24 protein-coding genes are annotated in these 18,582 nt (G+C 55.9%); 15 read left to right on the top strand and 9 right to left on the bottom strand.

Annotated features, from left to right (window positions below):
* Nucleotides 1-36 precede the first annotated feature (36 nt).
* Together JFT81_RS03845 and JFT81_RS03850 are read left to right on the top strand one after the other, a co-directional pair.
* A complete protein-coding gene (locus tag JFT81_RS03845; RefSeq protein ID WP_201226178.1) occupies nt 37-2,163 on the top strand; it encodes a TonB-dependent receptor in 2,127 nt (708 codons plus the stop codon).
* Between the two features lie 46 nt (nt 2,164-2,209).
* Nucleotides 2,210-2,365: a hypothetical protein gene (locus JFT81_RS03850; protein ID WP_242485579.1), complete on the top strand. Its 156-nt coding sequence runs from the start codon at nt 2,210-2,212 to the stop codon at nt 2,363-2,365.
* Nucleotides 2,366-2,638: 273 nt separating this feature from the next.
* Here the strand turns inward: JFT81_RS03850 and JFT81_RS03855 are convergent, their stop codons facing one another.
* Together JFT81_RS03855 and JFT81_RS03860 are read right to left on the bottom strand one after the other, a co-directional pair.
* On the bottom strand, nt 2,639-3,127 hold the full coding sequence (locus JFT81_RS03855) for a hypothetical protein (RefSeq protein ID WP_201226179.1): 489 nt from the start codon (nt 3,125-3,127) through the stop codon (nt 2,639-2,641).
* A 222-nt stretch (nt 3,128-3,349) separates the two neighbouring features.
* Nucleotides 3,350-3,763 carry a PaaI family thioesterase gene (locus tag JFT81_RS03860; protein WP_201226180.1) on the bottom strand — a complete coding sequence of 138 codons (414 nt, stop codon included), beginning with the start codon at nt 3,761-3,763 and terminating at the stop codon, nt 3,350-3,352.
* Between the two features lie 349 nt (nt 3,764-4,112).
* On the opposite strand from JFT81_RS03860, the gene alaE reads away from it, so the two are divergent.
* From alaE to chrA, 7 genes are all read left to right on the top strand, one after another.
* Nucleotides 4,113-4,532, top strand: coding sequence for an L-alanine exporter AlaE (gene alaE, locus JFT81_RS03865; RefSeq protein ID WP_342367188.1), 420 nt, complete (start codon nt 4,113-4,115; stop codon nt 4,530-4,532).
* 111 nt (nt 4,533-4,643) lie between these two features.
* A complete protein-coding gene (locus tag JFT81_RS03870; protein WP_201226181.1) occupies nt 4,644-5,294 on the top strand; it encodes a hypothetical protein in 651 nt (216 codons plus the stop codon).
* Between the two features lie 171 nt (nt 5,295-5,465).
* Nucleotides 5,466-5,858: a hypothetical protein gene (locus tag JFT81_RS03875; protein ID WP_201226182.1), complete on the top strand. Its 393-nt coding sequence runs from the start codon at nt 5,466-5,468 to the stop codon at nt 5,856-5,858.
* 462 nt (nt 5,859-6,320) lie between these two features.
* Nucleotides 6,321-7,463, top strand: coding sequence for a DUF2971 domain-containing protein (locus JFT81_RS03880; protein ID WP_242485552.1), 1,143 nt, complete (start codon nt 6,321-6,323; stop codon nt 7,461-7,463).
* Between the two features lie 182 nt (nt 7,464-7,645).
* Nucleotides 7,646-8,140, top strand: a complete 495-nt coding sequence (locus JFT81_RS03885) for an SLATT domain-containing protein (protein ID WP_201226183.1) — start codon at nt 7,646-7,648, stop codon at nt 8,138-8,140.
* 173 nt (nt 8,141-8,313) lie between these two features.
* Complete coding sequence (locus tag JFT81_RS03890) at nt 8,314-9,204, top strand: serine hydrolase domain-containing protein (RefSeq protein ID WP_201226184.1); 891 nt, start codon at nt 8,314-8,316, stop codon at nt 9,202-9,204.
* A gap of 81 nt (nt 9,205-9,285) precedes the next feature.
* On the top strand, nt 9,286-10,494 hold the full coding sequence (gene chrA / locus JFT81_RS03895; RefSeq protein WP_201226185.1) for a chromate efflux transporter: 1,209 nt from the start codon (nt 9,286-9,288) through the stop codon (nt 10,492-10,494).
* 50 nt (nt 10,495-10,544) lie between these two features.
* Here chrA and JFT81_RS03900 read toward each other — a convergent pair whose 3' ends face one another.
* Nucleotides 10,545-11,024, bottom strand: a complete 480-nt coding sequence (locus tag JFT81_RS03900) for a GNAT family N-acetyltransferase (RefSeq protein WP_201226186.1) — start codon at nt 11,022-11,024, stop codon at nt 10,545-10,547.
* A 67-nt stretch (nt 11,025-11,091) separates the two neighbouring features.
* Complete coding sequence (gene msrA / locus JFT81_RS03905) at nt 11,092-11,598, bottom strand: peptide-methionine (S)-S-oxide reductase MsrA (RefSeq protein ID WP_008088550.1); 507 nt, start codon at nt 11,596-11,598, stop codon at nt 11,092-11,094.
* Nucleotides 11,599-11,730: 132 nt separating this feature from the next.
* Here msrA and JFT81_RS03910 point away from each other — a divergent pair, with 132 nt between their 5' ends.
* From JFT81_RS03910 to JFT81_RS03925, 4 genes are all read left to right on the top strand, one after another.
* Nucleotides 11,731-12,153 (top strand): DUF4952 domain-containing protein, encoded by a 423-nt coding sequence (locus JFT81_RS03910; protein WP_201226187.1) that lies wholly within the window; start codon nt 11,731-11,733, stop codon nt 12,151-12,153.
* 127 nt (nt 12,154-12,280) lie between these two features.
* The gene (locus JFT81_RS03915) at nt 12,281-13,342 is read left to right on the top strand and encodes an alpha/beta fold hydrolase (RefSeq protein WP_201226188.1); all 1,062 of its coding nucleotides are present in this window, start codon (nt 12,281-12,283) and stop codon (nt 13,340-13,342) included.
* A gap of 146 nt (nt 13,343-13,488) precedes the next feature.
* Nucleotides 13,489-13,710: a hypothetical protein gene (locus JFT81_RS03920; protein WP_201226189.1), complete on the top strand. Its 222-nt coding sequence runs from the start codon at nt 13,489-13,491 to the stop codon at nt 13,708-13,710.
* Nucleotides 13,711-13,747: 37 nt separating this feature from the next.
* Nucleotides 13,748-14,221 (top strand): hypothetical protein, encoded by a 474-nt coding sequence (locus JFT81_RS03925; RefSeq protein ID WP_201204286.1) that lies wholly within the window; start codon nt 13,748-13,750, stop codon nt 14,219-14,221.
* Between the two features lie 70 nt (nt 14,222-14,291).
* Here JFT81_RS03925 and JFT81_RS03930 read toward each other — a convergent pair whose 3' ends face one another.
* From JFT81_RS03930 to JFT81_RS03940, 3 genes are all read right to left on the bottom strand, one after another.
* Entirely contained in the window at nt 14,292-14,777 is a 486-nt protein-coding gene (locus tag JFT81_RS03930; RefSeq protein ID WP_201226190.1) for a hypothetical protein, read from the bottom strand.
* Nucleotides 14,778-15,098: 321 nt separating this feature from the next.
* The gene (locus tag JFT81_RS03935; protein WP_201226191.1) at nt 15,099-15,407 is read right to left on the bottom strand and encodes a plastocyanin/azurin family copper-binding protein; all 309 of its coding nucleotides are present in this window, start codon (nt 15,405-15,407) and stop codon (nt 15,099-15,101) included.
* Between the two features lie 15 nt (nt 15,408-15,422).
* Nucleotides 15,423-16,391, bottom strand: coding sequence for a metallophosphoesterase (locus JFT81_RS03940; protein ID WP_201226192.1), 969 nt, complete (start codon nt 16,389-16,391; stop codon nt 15,423-15,425).
* Nucleotides 16,392-16,544: 153 nt separating this feature from the next.
* Here JFT81_RS03940 and JFT81_RS03945 point away from each other — a divergent pair, with 153 nt between their 5' ends.
* Together JFT81_RS03945 and JFT81_RS03950 are read left to right on the top strand one after the other, a co-directional pair.
* Nucleotides 16,545-17,057 (top strand): sigma-70 family RNA polymerase sigma factor, encoded by a 513-nt coding sequence (locus tag JFT81_RS03945; protein WP_201226193.1) that lies wholly within the window; start codon nt 16,545-16,547, stop codon nt 17,055-17,057.
* Complete coding sequence (locus JFT81_RS03950) at nt 17,050-17,793, top strand: anti-sigma factor (RefSeq protein ID WP_201226194.1); 744 nt, start codon at nt 17,050-17,052, stop codon at nt 17,791-17,793. The genes JFT81_RS03945 and JFT81_RS03950 overlap by 8 nt, the downstream gene beginning before the upstream one ends.
* Nucleotides 17,794-17,923: 130 nt before the next feature.
* Here the strand turns inward: JFT81_RS03950 and JFT81_RS03955 are convergent, their stop codons facing one another.
* Together JFT81_RS03955 and JFT81_RS03960 are read right to left on the bottom strand one after the other, a co-directional pair.
* Nucleotides 17,924-18,178 (bottom strand): hypothetical protein, encoded by a 255-nt coding sequence (locus JFT81_RS03955; RefSeq protein ID WP_201226195.1) that lies wholly within the window; start codon nt 18,176-18,178, stop codon nt 17,924-17,926.
* Between the two features lie 14 nt (nt 18,179-18,192).
* Nucleotides 18,193-18,510, bottom strand: a complete 318-nt coding sequence (locus JFT81_RS03960) for a hypothetical protein (RefSeq protein WP_201226196.1) — start codon at nt 18,508-18,510, stop codon at nt 18,193-18,195.
* Nucleotides 18,511-18,582: the final 72 nt, after the last annotated feature.

An 18,582-nucleotide genomic window follows, 5' to 3' on the forward strand; every position in this document is an offset into this window, starting at 1 on the left:
GTTCATTGCCCGCCCCTTGTTTGCTGGAGTTTCCCCATGCCGTCGCCCAAATCCCTGCCCACCGCCCTGCTGGGCCTGGCCCTCGCCTGCCCGGCGATGGCCGAGACTCAAGGTCTGGAGCTTGGGCAAGTATTGATTTCGGCCGATGAGCGCAGTGGTTCCGATGCAAGCATTGAAGAAGCCAAGGCCCGGCTCGAACAGGTGCCCGGCGGCACCAACCTGGTCGACATGCGCAAACCCTTGCAGGGCCGTGTCGCCAGTAACCAGGACGTATTGGCCTATCAGCCGGGCGTCTATGCGCAGTCGGCGGGCAACGAAGGCGTGAAGATTTCCATCCGTGGCTCGGGCATCAACCGCGCGCCCGGCGCCCACGCGTCGGGGCTGTACACGATGCTCGACGGCTTGCCCCTGACCGGCCCCGGCGGCACACCGTATGAATTGCTCGAACCGTTGTGGGTCGATCACGTTGAAGTGCTGCGTGGCGCCAACGGCTTCGACCGTGGTTCGCTGGCCCTGGGCGGCGCCATCGATTACGTCAGCCACACCGGCTACAAAGCGCCGAAACTGCAAGTACGCTACGCCACCGGCAGCCACGGTTATCAGCAACGTCAGGTCAGTTCCGGGCAAGTGCTCGGTGACTTCGACTACTACGTATCGCTGACCGATTCCAACGCCGACGGTTATCAGGATCACACTGCCAGCGAGAGCAAAGGCCTGATCGCGAACTTCGGTTATCGCTTCAACCCGAACCTGGAAACCCGCTTTTATATCCGCTACCGCGAGACCGACAACGACCTCGCCGGCCGCGTGACCAAGCACTCCATCGAACACGACCCACGGGCAGCCAATCCGTCCTACGTTTCGCGCGACGACAGCCGCAAGCAACCGGGCAGCACCTTCATCGGCAACAAAACCACCTTCTACATCGACGACGATTCGAGCATCCAGACCGGCCTCGTCTACCACGACTACCCGATGGATTTGCGTGAAGGCCCGAACCGTTTGAAGGTCGCTTACACCGACGTCAGCGGCACCTTCGACTACAAACGCCGCGACACTGTTTTCGGCATGGAAAGCCGCAGCAACGTGGGCCTGCGCGTGACCAAACACCTGCCCAACGATGGCGCCAGCGAATTGGTGCGCATCCCCACCGGCAACACCGCGGGTTACGCGCCCGGCACGCACATGCGCAACTTCACCTATCAAGGTTCGGACACCGTTCTGCACTTTGGCAACGAACTGGAAATCGCCAATGATCTGTGGCTGACCACCGGCCTCGCCGCCATCTACACCCGCCGCGAGAGCGACGTCACCTACCCGCAAAGCGGCGGCAAAACCAGCATGAACGACTGGGACTACGCGCCGCGACTCGGTCTGCGCTACCAGATCAACCCGGATCTACAGGTTTTCGGCAACCTCAGCCGCTCGGTCGAAGCACCGCATCCGTGGTCGCTGATCTACAGCTCCAACGTGCGCTTCCCGGCCGCCAGTGGCCCGGCGAGCGGCACCCAGAAAGACCCGATCAAACTGCAAAACCAGACCGCGACCACCCTCGAACTCGGCGGCCGTGGCGACAGCGCCATCGGCGAATGGAGCCTGGCCTGGTACTACGCGCAAGTGCGCCATGAACTGCTCTCGGTACTGCCGGACGCCAACGCCACCACGCCCTACGAGCTGAACGCCAGCCCGACCGTGCACCAAGGCGTCGAGGCCAGCCTCAACAGCAAACTCTGGTCCGCCGCCGACGGCCGTCAACTGAGCCTGCGCCAAGCCTACACCTTCAGTGATTTCCACTACCGCGACGACGAGCGCTTCGGCGACAACCGCCTCCCCGGCCTGCCGATGCATTACTACCAGGGCGAATTGCGCTACGACTGGCCGCAGGGATTCTTTGCGGCAGTCAATACGCAACTGGTGTCCAAAGTAGCCGTGGACTACGCCGACAGCTACTACGCCGACCCTTACGCACTGTTCGGCGCAACGCTGGGCTATAACGCGCCAAAGGGCGACTGGCAAACGTGGCTGGACATGCGCAACCTGACCAACAAACACTATGCGGCGACGGTCACGCCGGGGTATGACGACAAGGGCCTCGACGCGGCGCGGTCAACGCCGGGTGAAGGCATGGGCGTGTATGTCGGGGTCTCGTGGAGTTTGCTGTGAGCCCGGTGCTAAACCGATCCTTACTGAGCAACTGACCGAGGTTGAGATGGACAGCCATTCGAAACTGGAAATCGACAGCGCCGCTTATGAGCACTTTCTCAGCCTGTGGGAACTGGGCAAGTTTGAGGGGCAGCGTTTGGGACAGGCCTTCTATAACCATTTCCGTTTGCATCGGCTGTCCGACCAAACACCGTTGCAGTGACTGTATGCAGCGGACGGTAAGAAGGCGCTGAAGGTGATTGGCGAAGTGATTCAGATAAAGTAAACGTCTGTTTTCAACAGGGGCACCATTGATAAATCCGACGCTGCACACAGCAGCCAATGGGCACTCGGTGCTCGAATTCAATGAGTTATCAGATTCTGGCTGGCTAGTGCGGGAGAGCTTCTCGCAAGTTACAGCCCCCGACCGACAGCGTTCAGGCCGACGCATCATTGGCCGCCTGTGCTCAGCACGCGGGTACTGTTGATTCGGCACTCAGGAATACACGACGCCGGGCGCCAATCTGATACCGCACAACGCCCGGTAGCAAACGCCATTGCCATAGACCAGGCACTTATCCTCGGCTTGAGCTTTAATCGTCAACGCCCGCAACCGTTGAATAACCCGCACGGCTCGACGCCTGAATAAAAGTGGCCTCAGGGGCTGTTTTTCTTGCCGTGGGTACTGGATTTCACCGAGATATTCTCGCCAGCTTATTGGTCGCTGACTCAGCGCTGTTTCAAGATCGCGCAAAATTACCAATGCGTCATCCAGATCATCGGCGCTCACGCGGAACTTCACATTGATGGAGTTGATGCCTACCTTCGGATCCCGCTGGGCATAACGTGCAAAAGCAGAGGCTATGAGTGAAAAATAGCCTAGCGAATGAAAATTGTCAGTCCTGAAAACAAATCGGTCTAGAGGGTCTAGCAGCCATGAATGCTCTGTTTTTTTCGGGGTATATAGGCCGACTACGTGACGCATGGTGACTGTACCTGACTACTGACATGCTTATGAGGGATGACAGCGCCCCTCTTGTGAGGACTTAGCGTAACAGCTGCGTGCGATGTATTTGCCAGTGGCTATGGCCTTAAACAGTTCGTTGCCTGGATCGCTGTCGGCCATAAGCAGTCATTCAAGGTGATTCGAACCCAATCACACCATTCTGCGATTGATCGACCAGCAATCTATCTGATAGGCGCACTTTCAACTCATGGGTACCGCGAACACCGCGCTGGCGAGTGCAACTGTTCGCTCACCGACATGCAGGCTGACGGCGGCAAACGCTAGTTGACGACCCTTTTTCGAGTGTTCAAGGCGCACTTCCAGCCATTCATTGATTTGAACTGCGCCGAGATAATCCAGGGTCATGCTCGCCGTGATCAATGGCTGCGGAGGGTCGCTGGCAAACGCCATGGCATAGCCCATTCCGACATCGGCCAACGTCGCCAACACCCCTCCATGTAAAGTGCCACGGCCATTGGCATGGCGTGAGTCCGTCAACAACCCCAACTCCAGTTGCAGCCCACTGCCTCTGGCGTAAATCGGGCCGAGCAAATCAAGCAACGGGCTACTGCGGGTAAACGGAGTGAAACCCTCGGGAATCGCGGTGGTGTCCATAGTCTCTCCTTGTGCCGGCTACTGACTGGCATCATTGACTTGTACTTCGACTCACTCGGGGTTTAGGGGGAATCACACAATGGGGCAAGCACTATACGATTGCGGAATTTGCATTGATAAAACGGCAAACAATCCGCGGTGATGACCGCTACAGCCTCCCGACCGCTAGTTTCACAGAGCAGGCTCTATTGTTGAAATCCGTGCTACCCGTAAAGCATCGACCGTGGGTCAAATGCGGCCAAAGGTTGTCAGATGAACACACAAAATGGCTGAACCCGTTTGTTGCTCTAGCGACTACAGGAGATGTGATGTGCCTCTATTCCCGCACCCCATGCATCGGACTGCGTTTGTGGCAGACACCACTGCGCTGATCCTGTTTTTCACCACCACCGGCATCATCAATGAACGTTTCATCGCCGGCATGACTTGGGATCAGGTTCTTCACGCGCGCCTGCTGGGCGCCGCCCTGATGATTCCGGTCGCGAGACCTTACGGTTTATGGCGGGACTGGGTGATGAGGCGAGCCAGTCAGCGTCTGGCTTCGAGGCTACTCTGGGACAGTATCGCCCTGGTCAGTTTCCAGGTGCCTATCTATGCAGCAATCATCGCTTTCAGTGGTGCCTCAGGAGACGGCCTGGTGCGCGGCACTCTCGGCGCGTCGTTGATGATGCTGGTTCTGGGACGACCTTATGGGGCGTTTCTTAACGGGGTACGGAAGCTTTTTGGCTTGCCTCCGGGGGGCGATAAGCCGATGTCGTTGAACAGTTGAGTGAGTGCTTTCGGCCAGAAGCGGGCATTGGGTGGCACATGGCGATATATTCCGGGCATAGCAATCCATCTTCATTCACGATACTCGCTAAAGACAATGGTCAGAAAAGACATGAACTTCACCGACGAATTAGTAGCCGCTTTCCCGGCAAGCAATCCGGTACCTCCAGTATTACGACAGACCATGGAATTCCTGGAAGCACTAGGCTGCGTCCGTCGCTATCGGAGCGGGGGGCGCTACATGACTTTGCATCCCGAACCGGAATACAACAACAGCGCTATCACCGCCTTTCACGTTCCGGACTCCGCCGATACTGCTCGATGGACGGCCTGCGAAGATCCCAGAGTAAACGAGCGGCTATCAATATTCCTCAGGACTGGTGGCGATGGATCGTGGGCAGGGTTATGGCTGGACGACCACGATCAGCAGCGAATCGTTCATCTTGGCTCGGGCTCGGGATCAGACATGCTCTGCGTCTTGACTAATAGTACGCAAGACCTGATTCGCTTACTGGCCATCGGTTACAACGAGCACTGCTGGCCAGAGGAGTTTACGAGAACACCGGCCGAACTGCGGGAGCAGCAATACGCAGATGATGACTACCCAGCACCACCTAGGGCATTGCGCGCGTACGTGGAACGCACGCTTGGCCTCAGCGTCCCGGCGCGCGCATCAGATCTCATCTCAAGCACAACAAGCATGGACGCGCATGAATCCAGTGATCCTTTCTGGAACTGGCTCAAACAGGTAAGAAATGATTGAAAGGTCCCGTCACGATCTCGACCACCAGAAGGTCAGAGAATCGCAGGATTTTTCATCAAGCCTGGGATTAATTGGCCACTCGCAACGGGCGTAGATCAGCAAAAAATCGACGTTAGACACGTAATCGCGAGCTGCTTAATCCAAGCTTCGAAGCTAGGATAGGGGAAAGATATGGCAGGAGGGAACATCATCTGCGGCACCTTCCAAAGTGCTGACAAATCCGGATCAGCCTTGGAAGCTGTTTTAGAAGCACTCCCGTTGCAGGCTCACGAACTGGTCGAAAATGTTAAACAGCAACTCGATACAGCAGAATTTGTCCTCATAGAGATTGAACAAGCGAAAAGCTTGCTTCCATTCTTACAGGTCTACCAGGCTCAATTGATCGCTGAGATCGGGCACAATGATTGGGCTCGCGCAACGCAGGAGGAAGAGTCTTCGCTTGAACCTGTCGCGGCAAAGTGGGGATCAGGTAAGGGATGGAGGCTTTACTGTGTGCGAGATCTCGTAAGGGCCTGTGAAAATTCGTTGGTAGAGATGGAACCAGTCTGCATCACGTTTAGTTAACTGCTTCCAGCTCGTTTTCACACAACCTGGGTCGATAGCAGCCCTTTGCCAAAGGCAGCCATCGACCAACAGCACCCTCTGGGCTACTTCCGCGTTGCGGGTTCAACAAAGGCGAAACCGCTCCGCAAAGACACCCAGGGGTAAAGCACGGCCCTTCGGCCGATGCTTACAGACCGACCGCTATCGGCCAGAAGCGGCCATTCGCGAATGACTTTCGACTATTCAAGCTGCCTTTCTCGGATGTACCTGGCGACCATTTGCCCTTGGTGCCCTCCAACGCCAGTGGAATGCTGTTTGAAAGTCTGCGATAGTTTTTTTTGGTGATAAAATTGCGCCTGCTTAAACCATAAAACGTCAAACAAGCGATCTTTCTTTATTAGTTAAAGCATGATACAAAAATGGCTACCTTTCGCCTAAAAGCGTCTAAAAAACGTGGGCAAAAAAGGTACTTAGGAGAATAGAATGCATGTCTACCGGTATCGATCATCAAACTTGCTTTCACAGAAAGGCTTACTTTACGATGAATGGTATTTCGCCTCAAAGGAAGAGCTCAACGATCCTATCGATATGCAGTCAAAATTTGAATTTTCAGGCGACTGGACACGAACACTAACAAGCCTATGGGAGAATGAGCATGAAGCAAAAATTGCTGCGGCTTATTTATCTAAGATAGGTCAAATTTCTTATGAGCAGTTAATAATCGATTTTGACCTTCATAAAGAAAAAATAATAGAGCGAGTTTTCAGTGATAGGCACATCTCACTCATGGAGCTCTCCAAGCTAGAAAACTCGCTGGAACACCTATTGGCACTGCTAAACCTTTATGCCCCTGGCTCGGGATACTCCATCTCATTATCTAGAACAAATTCAGACATGTTGATGTGGTCTCACTATGCCGCGAGTCATACGGGATTTTGTCTGACTTATAGACCGATAAATGGCTGCCTAAATCAGTGTCCAATTAGGAAAAAAGACTCATTAGCTGTTACAGCAAACCACCTCTCATCTGTTAGCGCTGCTTTCGAAATCGAAGATATCAATTATAAAGACCAGCTTCATCCGATAGATGCATTTTCATTGCTGCCAGTAATCTACACAGGCTATAGCTTCGAATCAGAATCATCAAGACTGGAGTATCATAAAAAAATTAGAGAGCAATTACTTACCAAAAACAAGTGCTGGCAGTACGAGCAAGAATGCAGGCTAATGTTGCGTCAGCCTACTAAGTGGATTTCCGGCTGCTCGGCCTATAACAGTTTGCAACGTTTGTTTTATTATGATTTCAGTCAGGTTTCTGGAATAATATTCGGTGCGCGAATGTCATCACATGACAAAGAAGCAATACGAAATATTATTAGTCATAAAATGCTAGATAAATACAAAAGTATTCAGGGCAGAAAAACCTATGTTTTTGATTTTCTCTATCAACAGGCAGAGATCTGTCCAAGTTCGAGAGCTGTAAAAATTGTAGATCTTGATTTATATCTGATGGGGTCAATATTGAAGCCCGGTAGTGCGCAGTATGCAGATCGCTTGGATAGGTGGAGGAGAGGAGAAGGAATGGCTATCGAAAACGGAAATTTTTCTTATGAGCCTATACCCTGAGTGGAAAACTCATTATCCGCCCCCCTGTAACTAGGAGTCAGTAATGTTTACGCTAGTTAAGCGATGGCAGCCACTCGAGTACTACAAGTTGGAATGGTGCGAGAGGCTTCAGATCTTAAGTTTAGTTGTGTAATACGATTAGGCCGGCTTTGCTGTTCATAGGTAATTTTATAGGGGGTTATATGTCAGTGGATCTTGAGCTACCAGTTGATACCGAACAGCTGCTGAGGAAATGGTATACCCGGTGTAGTACTGTAGCCGTTGGGCATTACAAATCTGCTGAATACTACACTAAAATGCACGCGCGATTATCTGGCTCGGCAGCAGTGCTATCTGCTATAACCGGTACCACTGTATTCGCGACGCTGCAGAACCAACCCACATTGTGGTTGCAGATAATGCTTGGCTTTTTTAGTATTTTAGCAGCAGTCCTAGCAACATTTTCCGCCTCGATGGCTTATCAGGAAAAAGCAGAAAAGCACAGAAGTGCGGGGTCTAAATATAACTCCATTGGAAGAGAGTTTGAACAAATCGGATTAGCGACGCCGATAACTCAGGAGCTAATACACAACGTCCGTTCTCGTCTTGATGCATTGGCAGAGGAGGCTCCGCACATTCCACGGAAGATCCATAAAAAAATCGCCAACCCTGCCCAACTCTCAAACTGGAGCAACTAAAATTTTTATTTAAGGCGAAGAACTGAAGTTCAGTTTGTAATTTCGCACCCTCGAGCGTCCGCTTTTGGCCGAAAGCAGCCGCTCAAAGCGCACATCCAACCCAACAGTCTTAGAACGAGGCCAAATAAGATATCTTGTTGATCTACCAACCCGCTCGCCATCTTAGGGAAGCCATGCTGAGTTCACTTGTGTTGAATGGCCAGTCTCCAGCATCTGACCGCTCAGACCTGATGGTGCCGTGGTGGAGTTTTACGAAAACGGTTCTGGCGGCGACTGCCCTGACGTTGGTGCGTGACGGCCTGATCAGATTGGACGACCCGATCCCTGATCAACCTTTCACGTTACGCCAACTATTGCGCCATGAAGCAGGTCTCGCCGACTACAGCGAACTGGCCGACTATCACGCCGCCGTCGCTGACAATCAGGCAGCCTGGCCCGCCGACGAAATGATGCAACGCCTTGACGGCGAGCGGCTTCGATACAGTCCCGGAAGCGGATGGCGTTACTCGAATGTCGGCTACCTGCTCATCGGCAGACTGATTGAACGAGTGACGGATCTGTCGCTTGAAGACGCCGTGAGTCAACGTGTATTCAACGCTTTAGGCCTGTCGAACGTTCGCTTCGCTAAAACGCGAAAAGATTTGCAAGAGACCCATTCAGGAAGCAGCTCGAATTACGACCCTGGCTGGGTCTACCACGGTCTATTGATTGGCCCGCTTTCGCAGGCTGCTTTATTACTTGATCGACTACTTGCCGGCCACCTCCTCCCGCCGGATTTACTCGAAGAAATGCAGACAGCAAAAACATTGGGCGGACCGATTCCGGGACGTCCATGGGTTACGCCGAGGTATGGGCTGGGTTTGATGCAGGGATTGATCGAAGGTGGTTACACCCTCAGCGGGCACACAGGTTGCGGGCCTGGCAGTGTGATTGCCGTTTACCGCATCAGCGACGGCGACGCATCGGTTTGTTGCGCAAGTTTTGATGCGGGCGCCAGTGAAGGTGCGGTCGAAACGTATGTCGTTGGAAGATTGATGCAGGCCTTACGCAGAGCGAGCGTTTGAAGTAAAACGGCCTTGCCGTGAGCACTTCAGAAACCGAAATACACTATTGTCACTACTTTATAAAAGCAGGAACGCCGATACATGACCGAACCTCAGACCGTTGAGCAAAGCAGTGCCTGGTCGGTGTTTCTGATCTTTCTGCGCCTCGGACTGACCTCCTTCGGTGGTCCGGTGGCGCACCTGGGGTACTTCCATAATGAATTCGTTCTCAGGCGCCATTGGTTAAGTGAACGCAGTTATGCGGATCTGGTAGCGCTCTGCCAATTCCTGCCCGGCCCGGCGAGCAGCCAGGTCGGCATCGCCTTGGGCATGTTGCGGGCCGGATACCGTGGTGCGTTGGCGGCGTGGGTGGGGTTTACACTGCCCTCGGCGACTGCGTTGATTGTGTTTGCGTTGGGCATCGCCCACTACGGCACCGCTCTTTCGCCTGGTGCCCTGCATGGGCTCAAAGTGGTCGCCGTTGCGGTGGTTGCTCAAGCCGTGTGGGGCATGGCGCGCAATCTGTGCACGGACGTGCCGCGCATTGCCCTGATGGCGATTGCCGCGTGTGTTGCATTGCTTGCGCCGTCGGCATGGGCACAGGTGGCTGTGATTTTCGCCGCAGGTATCGCGGGCCTGCTGCTGTTCAAACCGGTGGAGCGTGCCGAGCACGACGCTCTGCCGATCACCATCAGCCGGCGAACCGGTGCGATCTGTTTATCACTGTTCCTGATATTGCTAGTGGGCCTGCCGTTGCTGGCCGAACTACATCCCGATCAACGCGTGGCATTGGTGGATGCGTTTTACCGCGCCGGCGCTTTGGTATTCGGAGGTGGCCACGTCGTTCTGCCTCTGCTGCAAGCGGAAGTTGTTCCCACTGGCTGGGTCAGCAATGAAGCGTTTCTGGCCGGCTATGGCGCCACGCAGGCGATGCCCGGCCCTTTGTTTACGTTCGCCGCGTTTCTCGGTGCTTCGATGAACGTCGCGCCTTCAGGCTGGGCAGGTGGCGCGATCTGCTTGATGGCGATTTTTGCCCCCTCGTTTCTGTTGATCATCGGTGCCTTGCCTTTCTGGGAGCGGTTACGACGCAGCCTGCTTGCGCAAGCCGCTCTGGCTGGGGTGAACGCCGCGGTGGTTGGCCTGCTGTTGGCCGCGCTTTACCAACCTGTCTGGACGAGCGCCATTATCAAACCACAAGATTTTTGTCTGGCGCTGGTTGCCCTGATCGCGTTGATGTTCGCAAAGCTGCCAGTGTGGTTGGTTGTGGTCGGAACAGGCTTTGCGGGGTGGGGTTTGAATGGTCTGTATTGAGCTCAATCATCGGTGGTTCAGCGAATGATGCCCTGAACGCCTTCCTATGATCAGCCGCCAATCCACAACATGGTCTGAACCGTAATATGCGGATGACTCTCCAACGGCTCCCACTCATCGACAAAAGCAAAACCTTGCTTCAGATAGAAATTCGCGGCCCTGGCATTGTCCGGTGAGACGTCGAGATAAACCCGATCGAAGCCCTTTTCCAACGCACGAGACTTCACCGCTTCGACCAGTTGCGTAGCCACGCCAGAACCGCGTGCAGCGGGCTCAATCCACATTCCGATCAAGTTGAAGCGGTTGGCGCTATTGATCGCCGCGCCGATCATGCCCACAGGGCGGTCTTGCTCAATCGCCAGCCAGAACGCGCTGGTGGCTGACGAAGCGCGGGCTTGCCACTGTTGATCCGTGTAGCCGGCGGCGGTTTGATAGCTCACACCGAAGGCCGTGGGCGCGTCCCGCAGCGCGGCCAGCCGGACGTGTTTGAGCAGCGTCCAATCCTGGGTTTGCGTGAGTCGAATGGTCATGATCGTCCCTGAAAAATAAACAGCGCCCTCAACGTCTCACATGGACGTCGAGGGGGCAATTTGATTTTTAGGCGCGTTTGGGCAGCTTCCAGTTCGGGCGGATGAAGTGGCAGGTGTAGCCATTCGGTATGCGCTCGAGGTAATCCTGGTGCTCCGGCTCCGCTTCCCAGAACGGACCCGCCGGCTCGATTTCGGTGACCACACGGCCCGGCCACAACTTGGAAGCGTCGACGTCGGCAGCGGTATCCTCGGCGACATCGCGCTGCGCTTCGCTGAGGTAGTAAATCGCCGAACGATAGCTCGGGCCGAGGTCGTTGCCTTGGCGGTTGGGTGTGCTCGGGTCGTGGATCTGGAAGAAGAACTCAAGAATCTGTCGGTAGCTGATCACGGCCGGGTCGAAGACGATTTCTATGGCTTCGGCGTGATTGCCGTGGTTGCGATAAGTCGCGTTCGGCACATCGCCGCCGGTGTATCCGACCCGCGTCTGCAGCACACCGGGATAGCGCCGCAGCAGATCCTGCATGCCCCAGAAGCAGCCGCCAGCAAGAATGGCAGTTTCGGTTTGCGTGGTCATGGTGTGTCCTTCCTCTCGGGGACGTGGGTATAGCTGATGTTATGAGGGCGTATTGGCAAATTCCAAGGTTGCGTGTAAACAAGCTGACCGGCGCCGAAAATGACGCATGGGCAGAACATCACGGAAGAATGAATGAGCCGACGGATTAGCAGACTCCTCTTGACCGGTGCGTGCCTGTTTGCCGGCTGCGCCATGGCTGAACCGCGATGCGCAGACTTCCTCGCGAAACTCAGCGACAAACCTCAATTCGTCGAGTTTGTGGAGTGCACCCAAGACATCGACGCACAGGGAAAACCTTTCATCGCGCGCTACCGCGTCAAAGGCACCGATGCCCTTGAGGCCGAGCGCTACCTGAACCGCCGTTTCGGATTGCCAATGCTGCGGTACATCTGCTGCGGCTGGGATTCGACGTTCTATTCCTATCGGGATAAAAAAACCCAACACTGGTATCTGCTGGGCATGGGTTCCGAGGAAACGTCCGTCAACACGCGGGAGGCGTGGCCGCAGATAAAGTACTTCTACCTCCAGGTGTCACTCGCGACAGAAGATCCTTAAGCGTGATTGCACAGCCATTCATGTGATTTCAATCTCAGCTATGCCGAAGACTCAGGGATCATGGAATGCGAGTCATCGGCAAGGTCCAGGCGCTGAAATCCCACCTCAACCAAGGAAGATAACCCCATTGAAAATTGCTCTCGGTGTCCTGCTGTTAACCTGCCTGGCGAGCCACGCTCTTGCTGACGTCAACGCGGTCGGCATTCAATCCCTGAAACTCGCGGACACGCAAAATCAGCGGCCGCTGGACTTGATCGTCTGGTACCCCACGGCCGCCAAAACCCCGGCTCAGATGATCGCCGATGACGTGGTGTTTGTCGGTGCAGCGGCCGTGCGCGACGCGCCGCCGGTGGCGGGTGAGCATCCCCTGGTGGTGCTCTCCCACGGTTACCGAGGCAATTGGGGTAATCAGATCTGGCTGGCAAATGCATTGGCCGAAAAGGGTTACATCGTTGCCGCGGTCAACCACCCAGGCACCACAACCCATGACCGCAGCCCGCAAGCAGCCGCGCAGCTATGGCAGCGCCCTGTTGATGTGGGCCGGGCCATTGAGGCCGTCACCTCGCAACCTGCAAAATTTGGTGCGGTCGCGCAGCGCCAGATCGCCGTGGTGGGCCACTCACTCGGCGGCTGGACTGCCCTGGAGATCGCCGGCGCGCGCTTCGACCCGGATCTTTTTGACCGTGACTGCGAAACTCACCCGCAACTGAGCAGTTGCACCAACTATCGAAAGATCAACCCTGCGAGCACACCGGCATTGAAGGCGCATCTGGCCAGCGACTTGCGCGATAAGCGCGTCACCGCTGTGGTGTCATTGGACTTGGGATTGTCACGCGGGATGACCGACGAGAGCCTGGCAACACTGCCGGTGCCAGTACTGGTAATCGCTGCCGGCGCACCGTCGATGGATCTGCCTGCGCAATTGGAGTCCGCCAACCTGGCCCAACGCTTGCCCTCGGCCTCGAGCCGTTACGTCGAGATCACTGACGCCAGCCACTTCAGCTTTTTGCAGAGATGCAAAACGGGAGCAGTAGACCTGCTCGAAGAAGACGTTCCCGGCGACGGAATCATTTGCGCAGATGGCGTCGCGGCGCGTCCACGGGAGGTGATCCAGCAGCAGGCGACATCGCTGATCAGCGAGTTTCTGCAGCAGTCGTGGCGACAGCAAGACGGTTTGGTAAACCGTTAAGAGAACGGCAGAAGAAGCCGTTTATCAAGCGCTTATGTGGGTGAGTGTGTGGGGATGGGCGAAGCAATGCCATTGAAGTGCCATCACCTAAATAGTATGTTACTCAAAATCCATCCCCCCGCTTTACCCCCCACAAGGAAGACTTCATGTCGCTCAAAGGGAAGATAATCTCTGGTTATCTCGTCATCGGCCTGATCTACGCGCTCTATTCCTGGCTGTTCAGCGCCTACTACTCCCACGCAGGCTTTTTCTACAACCTCGGCCGGGGCCTGATGTGGCCAGCGGCGATGTTTCCAGCCTTCGGCGCATTTATCGGCGGCATCTTGCTGGTCATCATCGCGTGCGCATTTGCTCTGAATCGCCGCTAAGCCTCTGCACATCCAAATCATTCAAGGACAAATGCTCATGAGCATGAAAAAGCTAACGCTCGCTGTATTGTTGGCAGCGGCACTGGCAGGTTGCGGCGGCAGCAAGGACAAAGCGCAAGAGTTGGTTGAGGCCAGTGGTTTGACCAAGCAATACGGCAACATCGTCGAGATCGCAGCCAGGGGCTACGCGACCCGCTACCCAATGCTGGAACACGAGCAGATTCGCAACGTCGTGCGCGAAAACCTCGATGCTGATGACTTGAAAGACATGGTCGTCGAGATCTACGCCGACCACTTCGACAACGATGAACTCGACCTGATGATTCGCGCCAATCAGCATCCTGATCAGGCCATGGCGATGATCATCACCTCCAAGAGCGGTCGCGATCTGGCGCAAAAGATCATGACGATCCAGACGACCATTGCCAAAGACATGCAAGAAGCGTTGACCGACAGCGACGAAGCGATCATCGATGCACTGGATGATCTGAAGGACGAAGCGCAGGGCTGAAACCCAGTAGCTCGCGCGGGCGGATTCCGTCTGTTATGACAGACGGTATCCGCCCCACTAACACCTGATCTCAGGATGCCGTTTGCGGATAGCTGCAGCCTACATACAGATCGACATCTTTGTCTTCGGTAGAAAGCACACGCAGCGTTGCGCCATTGTCGAGGCTGCGCTGATAGTCGAAGTAACCGCCGTTATCCAGAACTTTTTTCAGTTTCAGCGTGCTGGCGAGCTTCTCTGCGTCTGCCGCCGGGCTGCTGCTTTTGGTCTGGAGGAAGAAGCCGAAGCGGTCAATCATCACCGCCGTGGACGAAGACACACCGTTGACTGACAGCGCGGGCGTGACCTGCCAGGCACCGCCGCCCCACGGGGTGTGCGCGGCATCTTTGGCCAACGTCAGCTGCTTGGCATCCACCAGCGCATTGAACTCGCCGACCTGCTGCGCATTGCCTTTGCACTCGGCCAACGCCTGGAACATTTCGCCGTGACTCGGCGCCGCCGCAGCGGAAAAACTGAACAGACACCCAGCGAGAGTGAAAAGACCCAAAGCGACTTTCATGACGACTTCCTTGTTGAGTTGAACCCGATGTAAAGATCACCGGAGTTCCATGGCTAATATCCCGTATTGCGCGACTTGCCCAATAGCACACGACCGCGCAACGGGCAAAAGTTTGCCATGTTACAAACCACTAAGCGATCAGGGAATCCCTTAAACCGCGCCCATTAAAAAGCGCACGCAAGTCCTGAGACTGCACGTGCGCTTTTTTAAAGCTTTGTGTTTAGTGCAAAGTAATCAACGCAAAACCACACCCATCCCATTAGGCAGCTCAGCGAAAGCGTGGCAAAAAGATGCGCTTCATCTGACCACCCTTTGCGCACGCTACTGCGTCACCACAATCTTGCCGATCATCTGCGGATGCAGCGCACAGAAATACTCAAACTCCCCCGGTGTATCGAACACCCAGGCAAAACTGTCATCGGTATCCAGCGCGCCCGAGCGAAACACCTTGTGGGTTTCCGCCACGGTGTGCGGAATCTGGTCGTCATTCACCCATGTCACCTTGGTGCCCACGGCCACGGTCAGATCCTTGGGGCCAAACATGAATTCCTTGATGTCGATCTTCACGTCCTGCGCCCATGCCGGTGTCGACAACATCAGGCACAGCAGCGCTAACAGTCGCGTTTTCATACCACCGCCCTCCCCTTAAACCAATGTCGAATCGATCAGCGCCAACGGATGATCGCCCTGTGTCGCGCGCACATCGGTGAGCCCCAGATAATTGCGCAACTGATCCGCCGCGACGGTCATCGGCCCTGGTGACGGCGCCGCGCCGGGTGCTGGTTGCGGGTAGGCCGTGCCACGGGCGGTGTGGAAGGTGATGTTGCCTTCGACTTTCTGAATTACCTGATGAATGTGCCCGTTCAGCACCGTCACCGAACCGTACTTGCGCAGCATCGCGATCGCCTGATCGCCATCCTCGGTGCCCCAGCCCCACGGCTGATAAATCGTCCACAGCGGAATGTGCGTGAACACGACGATGGGCGTACTGCTCGACACCGCGCGCAAGTCATCGGCCAGCCAGGCGAGTTGATCGGCGCCCAGATTGGCTTCACGCCCGGCCTGAAAATTGAAGACGTTCACCAACGCAATGAAATGCACGCCGTGGTCGTCGAAGCTGTACCAGCCATTGCCTTTGGTGCCCTTGCCGTAGCGCTCCAGATACAGCGCGCCGCCACCCGCATCGAGGGTGTCGTGCTCGCCCGGCACGTAATGCACGGTGGCCGGCAGGCCCTTGAGCAACTGCGCCGCAGTGTCGAACTCCTCGGCTTTCGACAGGTGGGTGATGTCGCCGGTATGCAGGATCAGCGACGGTCGTTTCGGCAGCGCGATGACCTTGTCGATCGCCACTTGCAGCGTCTTCACCGGTTCCGGATTGGCCTCCTTGTTGAAGCCGATGTGCGAGTCGCTGATCTGCACGAAGTGAAAGGTGCTGGCCAGCGCTTTGGGATCGCTGACATTACCCGCCTCGTCCAGCGCAAAAGCTTTCGGAATGCCGCCGTGCAGGGCCCAGATCACTCCAGCTCCGGCCCACGCCGAGCACTTGAGCAGCGTGCGCCGGTCAGGGTTGAGCAAACCGTCGGTGCGACGTTGAGGTTTTGTGTGCATGTCCATCGGTATGTCCTCGCGGGCGGACTACAGTGATGTAGCTGACACGAGGTAAACCTTGCGGGCTGCGAGTTTATTCCGCGTCGAAAAATAAATACTTTCGCGGGAATAAACGCCCACGCAGCACGGTTATAGAGGTGTGACGGTGCGGAACCGACCATGAAGCGATTTGAGGAACTGATAGCGCCCCATCTGGACGCCGCTTACAACCTCGCGCGCTGGCTCACCGGCAACGACAGCGCCGCGCGCGACGTCGTGCAGGAAAGCGCCCTGCGCGCCTTCCGGTTTTTGCAGCGTTTCGCCGATGGCAACGCCAAAGCGTGGTTCCTGACCATCGTGCGCAACGAAAGCTACACCTGGCTCAAAGCCTCGGCCGGGCGCCATTGGGTGGCTATCGATGACGACATCGGCGAGCACGAAGGCGCGCTCAGCCACAGCCAGACCCCGGAATTGCTCGCCATTCACACGGAAAACGCTGCATTGCTCCAGCAAGCCCTGAGCGCTCTGCCGCCAGCGTATCGCGAGGTGATCGTGCTCAAAGAACTCGAAGACCTGCCCTACAAAGACATCGCCCTGGTGGTCGACATCCCCATCGGCACCGTCATGTCGCGACTGGCCCGGGCACGCGCGATGCTCAAAGTTGAATTACTGAAGTTGCACGATCATGAATGAACTTGATTGCCCGGTGTGCCGGGAACGGTTGCAGGTCTATGCGGACCAGGAGCTTGAGCCTGCGTCGGCTGCGGATGTGGCTGCGCATTTGGTTGCGTGTATTGAATGCTCACGGGTATATGAAGAATTGAAAGCGCTGAAGGTCAGCGTGAAGCGCCATGCCGCGTATTACCCGGCGCCGGCATCGTTGGCCGCCAATCTCTTTGCGCCTGAAACACCTGCGATTGGCTTTATGGAACGCTGGCGCAAGTGGTTCGCCCCAGCGTTCTCCGCGACGGCGTTAGCGCTAGCGGTGATGCTTTACATCGCCACGCCGGGCAGCGAACAACCGTTGATGGACGAAGCTGTTTCCAGCCACGTGCGCTCGCTGATGGGCGAACACCTCAACGACGTCGTCTCGTCTGATCGCCACACCGTCAAACCATGGTTCACCGGCAAACTCGATTTCTCGCCGCCGGTGTTCGACTACACCGCGCAAGGCTTCCCGCTGCTCGGAGGACGTCTCGATTACCTGCAGCACCAAACCGCCGCTGCCCTCAGCTACGGCCACGCCAAACACATCATCAACGTGTTCATACTGCCCACCCCCGACGCCGACAAACCGCAGCAAGCCCAGTCAATCCGAGGCTTCAACGTCGTCTCATGGCAAACCAACCACATGCGCTACGTCCTCGTCTCCGACGTAGAAAAAGGCGAACTGCAAACCCTCAGCCACCTCCTGCAAAACGCCCCTTAACCACCATCCCCCTGTAGGAGCTGCGGCACGCTGCGATCTTTTGATCTTGTTTTTACAATCCAAATCAAAAGATCGCAGCGTGCCGCAGCTCCTACGGGGGGGCAGCCTGGGATGTTGGTGGTGCGAAACGTCAGACGCCGCCAGTAGCGATCCTCAACATCCGGGAAAAGTATGAAATCGCCAGATGAATTTCATCCTGAGTATCGCCATCCCAATCCTCAACCGTCGCCAACTCTGCCCGCAGCGCGTCAATTCGATCGCGTATTTCAGCCACCTCTTCGTCCCCACACTGGTGCGCAATCGCCGCCCATTTCTCATCCGAAATACGCTGCTGCACGGAAAGCCCCGTACTCGCTTGCGCGATCATTGCTGACAATTGGCTCATCAAATATCCCTCCTCTATTCCTTGCAAACCGTCGGCCCGATGCTGCCGCCGGCAACAGAAATGATGTAACTGGCCGTGCTCACGCACACCGCTTCATTCTCTGAACGGACGACCAATACCAGCGGGTTGATCGAAACACGATCGACGTCGACACGCAGTCCGGGGTTGGTGCGGAGTGTCAGGGTCAGCTCCGTCCAGTGGCGATCATCAGGGGTTTTGCTGTCACCGTCAGAATCGATATTGCAACCCGGGCCCCATAGGTGCTCGGCAACGAGGTAGTAAGCCGGTAGCGGCCCTTCGGGGCTGATTTCAATGAAGTAGTCCGTCGACATCGTTGGGCTCGCGAAAATTCTGAATCTGAAGAAGCGTCATCACATCAAGGCTACAACTGAACGCGCTTCTGC

Source organism: Pseudomonas sp. TH43, assembly GCF_016650635.1.
Classification (GTDB): Bacteria; Pseudomonadota; Gammaproteobacteria; order Pseudomonadales; family Pseudomonadaceae; genus Aquipseudomonas.

Bases quoted from the DNA above. Each gene is read 5' to 3' on its own strand.
- JFT81_RS03845 (WP_201226178.1), top strand. From the start codon at position 37: ATGCCGTCGCCCAAATCCCTGCCCACCGCCCTGCTGGGCCTGGCCCTC.
- JFT81_RS03850 (WP_242485579.1), top strand. From the start codon at position 2,210: ATGGACAGCCATTCGAAACTGGAAATCGACAGCGCCGCTTATGAGCAC.
- JFT81_RS03855 (WP_201226179.1), bottom strand. From the start codon at position 3,127: ATGCGTCACGTAGTCGGCCTATATACCCCGAAAAAAACAGAGCATTCA.
- JFT81_RS03860 (WP_201226180.1), bottom strand. From the start codon at position 3,763: ATGGACACCACCGCGATTCCCGAGGGTTTCACTCCGTTTACCCGCAGT.
- JFT81_RS03870 (WP_201226181.1), top strand. From the start codon at position 4,644: ATGAACTTCACCGACGAATTAGTAGCCGCTTTCCCGGCAAGCAATCCG.
- JFT81_RS03875 (WP_201226182.1), top strand. From the start codon at position 5,466: ATGGCAGGAGGGAACATCATCTGCGGCACCTTCCAAAGTGCTGACAAA.
- JFT81_RS03880 (WP_242485552.1), top strand. From the start codon at position 6,321: ATGCATGTCTACCGGTATCGATCATCAAACTTGCTTTCACAGAAAGGC.
- JFT81_RS03885 (WP_201226183.1), top strand. From the start codon at position 7,646: ATGTCAGTGGATCTTGAGCTACCAGTTGATACCGAACAGCTGCTGAGG.
- JFT81_RS03890 (WP_201226184.1), top strand. From the start codon at position 8,314: ATGCTGAGTTCACTTGTGTTGAATGGCCAGTCTCCAGCATCTGACCGC.
- chrA (WP_201226185.1), top strand. From the start codon at position 9,286: ATGACCGAACCTCAGACCGTTGAGCAAAGCAGTGCCTGGTCGGTGTTT.
- JFT81_RS03900 (WP_201226186.1), bottom strand. From the start codon at position 11,024: ATGACCATTCGACTCACGCAAACCCAGGATTGGACGCTGCTCAAACAC.
- msrA (WP_008088550.1), bottom strand. From the start codon at position 11,598: ATGACCACGCAAACCGAAACTGCCATTCTTGCTGGCGGCTGCTTCTGG.
- JFT81_RS03910 (WP_201226187.1), top strand. From the start codon at position 11,731: ATGAGCCGACGGATTAGCAGACTCCTCTTGACCGGTGCGTGCCTGTTT.
- JFT81_RS03920 (WP_201226189.1), top strand. From the start codon at position 13,489: ATGTCGCTCAAAGGGAAGATAATCTCTGGTTATCTCGTCATCGGCCTG.
- JFT81_RS03925 (WP_201204286.1), top strand. From the start codon at position 13,748: ATGAGCATGAAAAAGCTAACGCTCGCTGTATTGTTGGCAGCGGCACTG.
- JFT81_RS03930 (WP_201226190.1), bottom strand. From the start codon at position 14,777: ATGAAAGTCGCTTTGGGTCTTTTCACTCTCGCTGGGTGTCTGTTCAGT.
- JFT81_RS03935 (WP_201226191.1), bottom strand. From the start codon at position 15,407: ATGAAAACGCGACTGTTAGCGCTGCTGTGCCTGATGTTGTCGACACCG.
- JFT81_RS03940 (WP_201226192.1), bottom strand. From the start codon at position 16,391: ATGGACATGCACACAAAACCTCAACGTCGCACCGACGGTTTGCTCAAC.
- JFT81_RS03945 (WP_201226193.1), top strand. From the start codon at position 16,545: ATGAAGCGATTTGAGGAACTGATAGCGCCCCATCTGGACGCCGCTTAC.
- JFT81_RS03950 (WP_201226194.1), top strand. From the start codon at position 17,050: ATGAATGAACTTGATTGCCCGGTGTGCCGGGAACGGTTGCAGGTCTAT.
- JFT81_RS03955 (WP_201226195.1), bottom strand. From the start codon at position 18,178: ATGAGCCAATTGTCAGCAATGATCGCGCAAGCGAGTACGGGGCTTTCC.
- JFT81_RS03960 (WP_201226196.1), bottom strand. From the start codon at position 18,510: ATGTCGACGGACTACTTCATTGAAATCAGCCCCGAAGGGCCGCTACCG.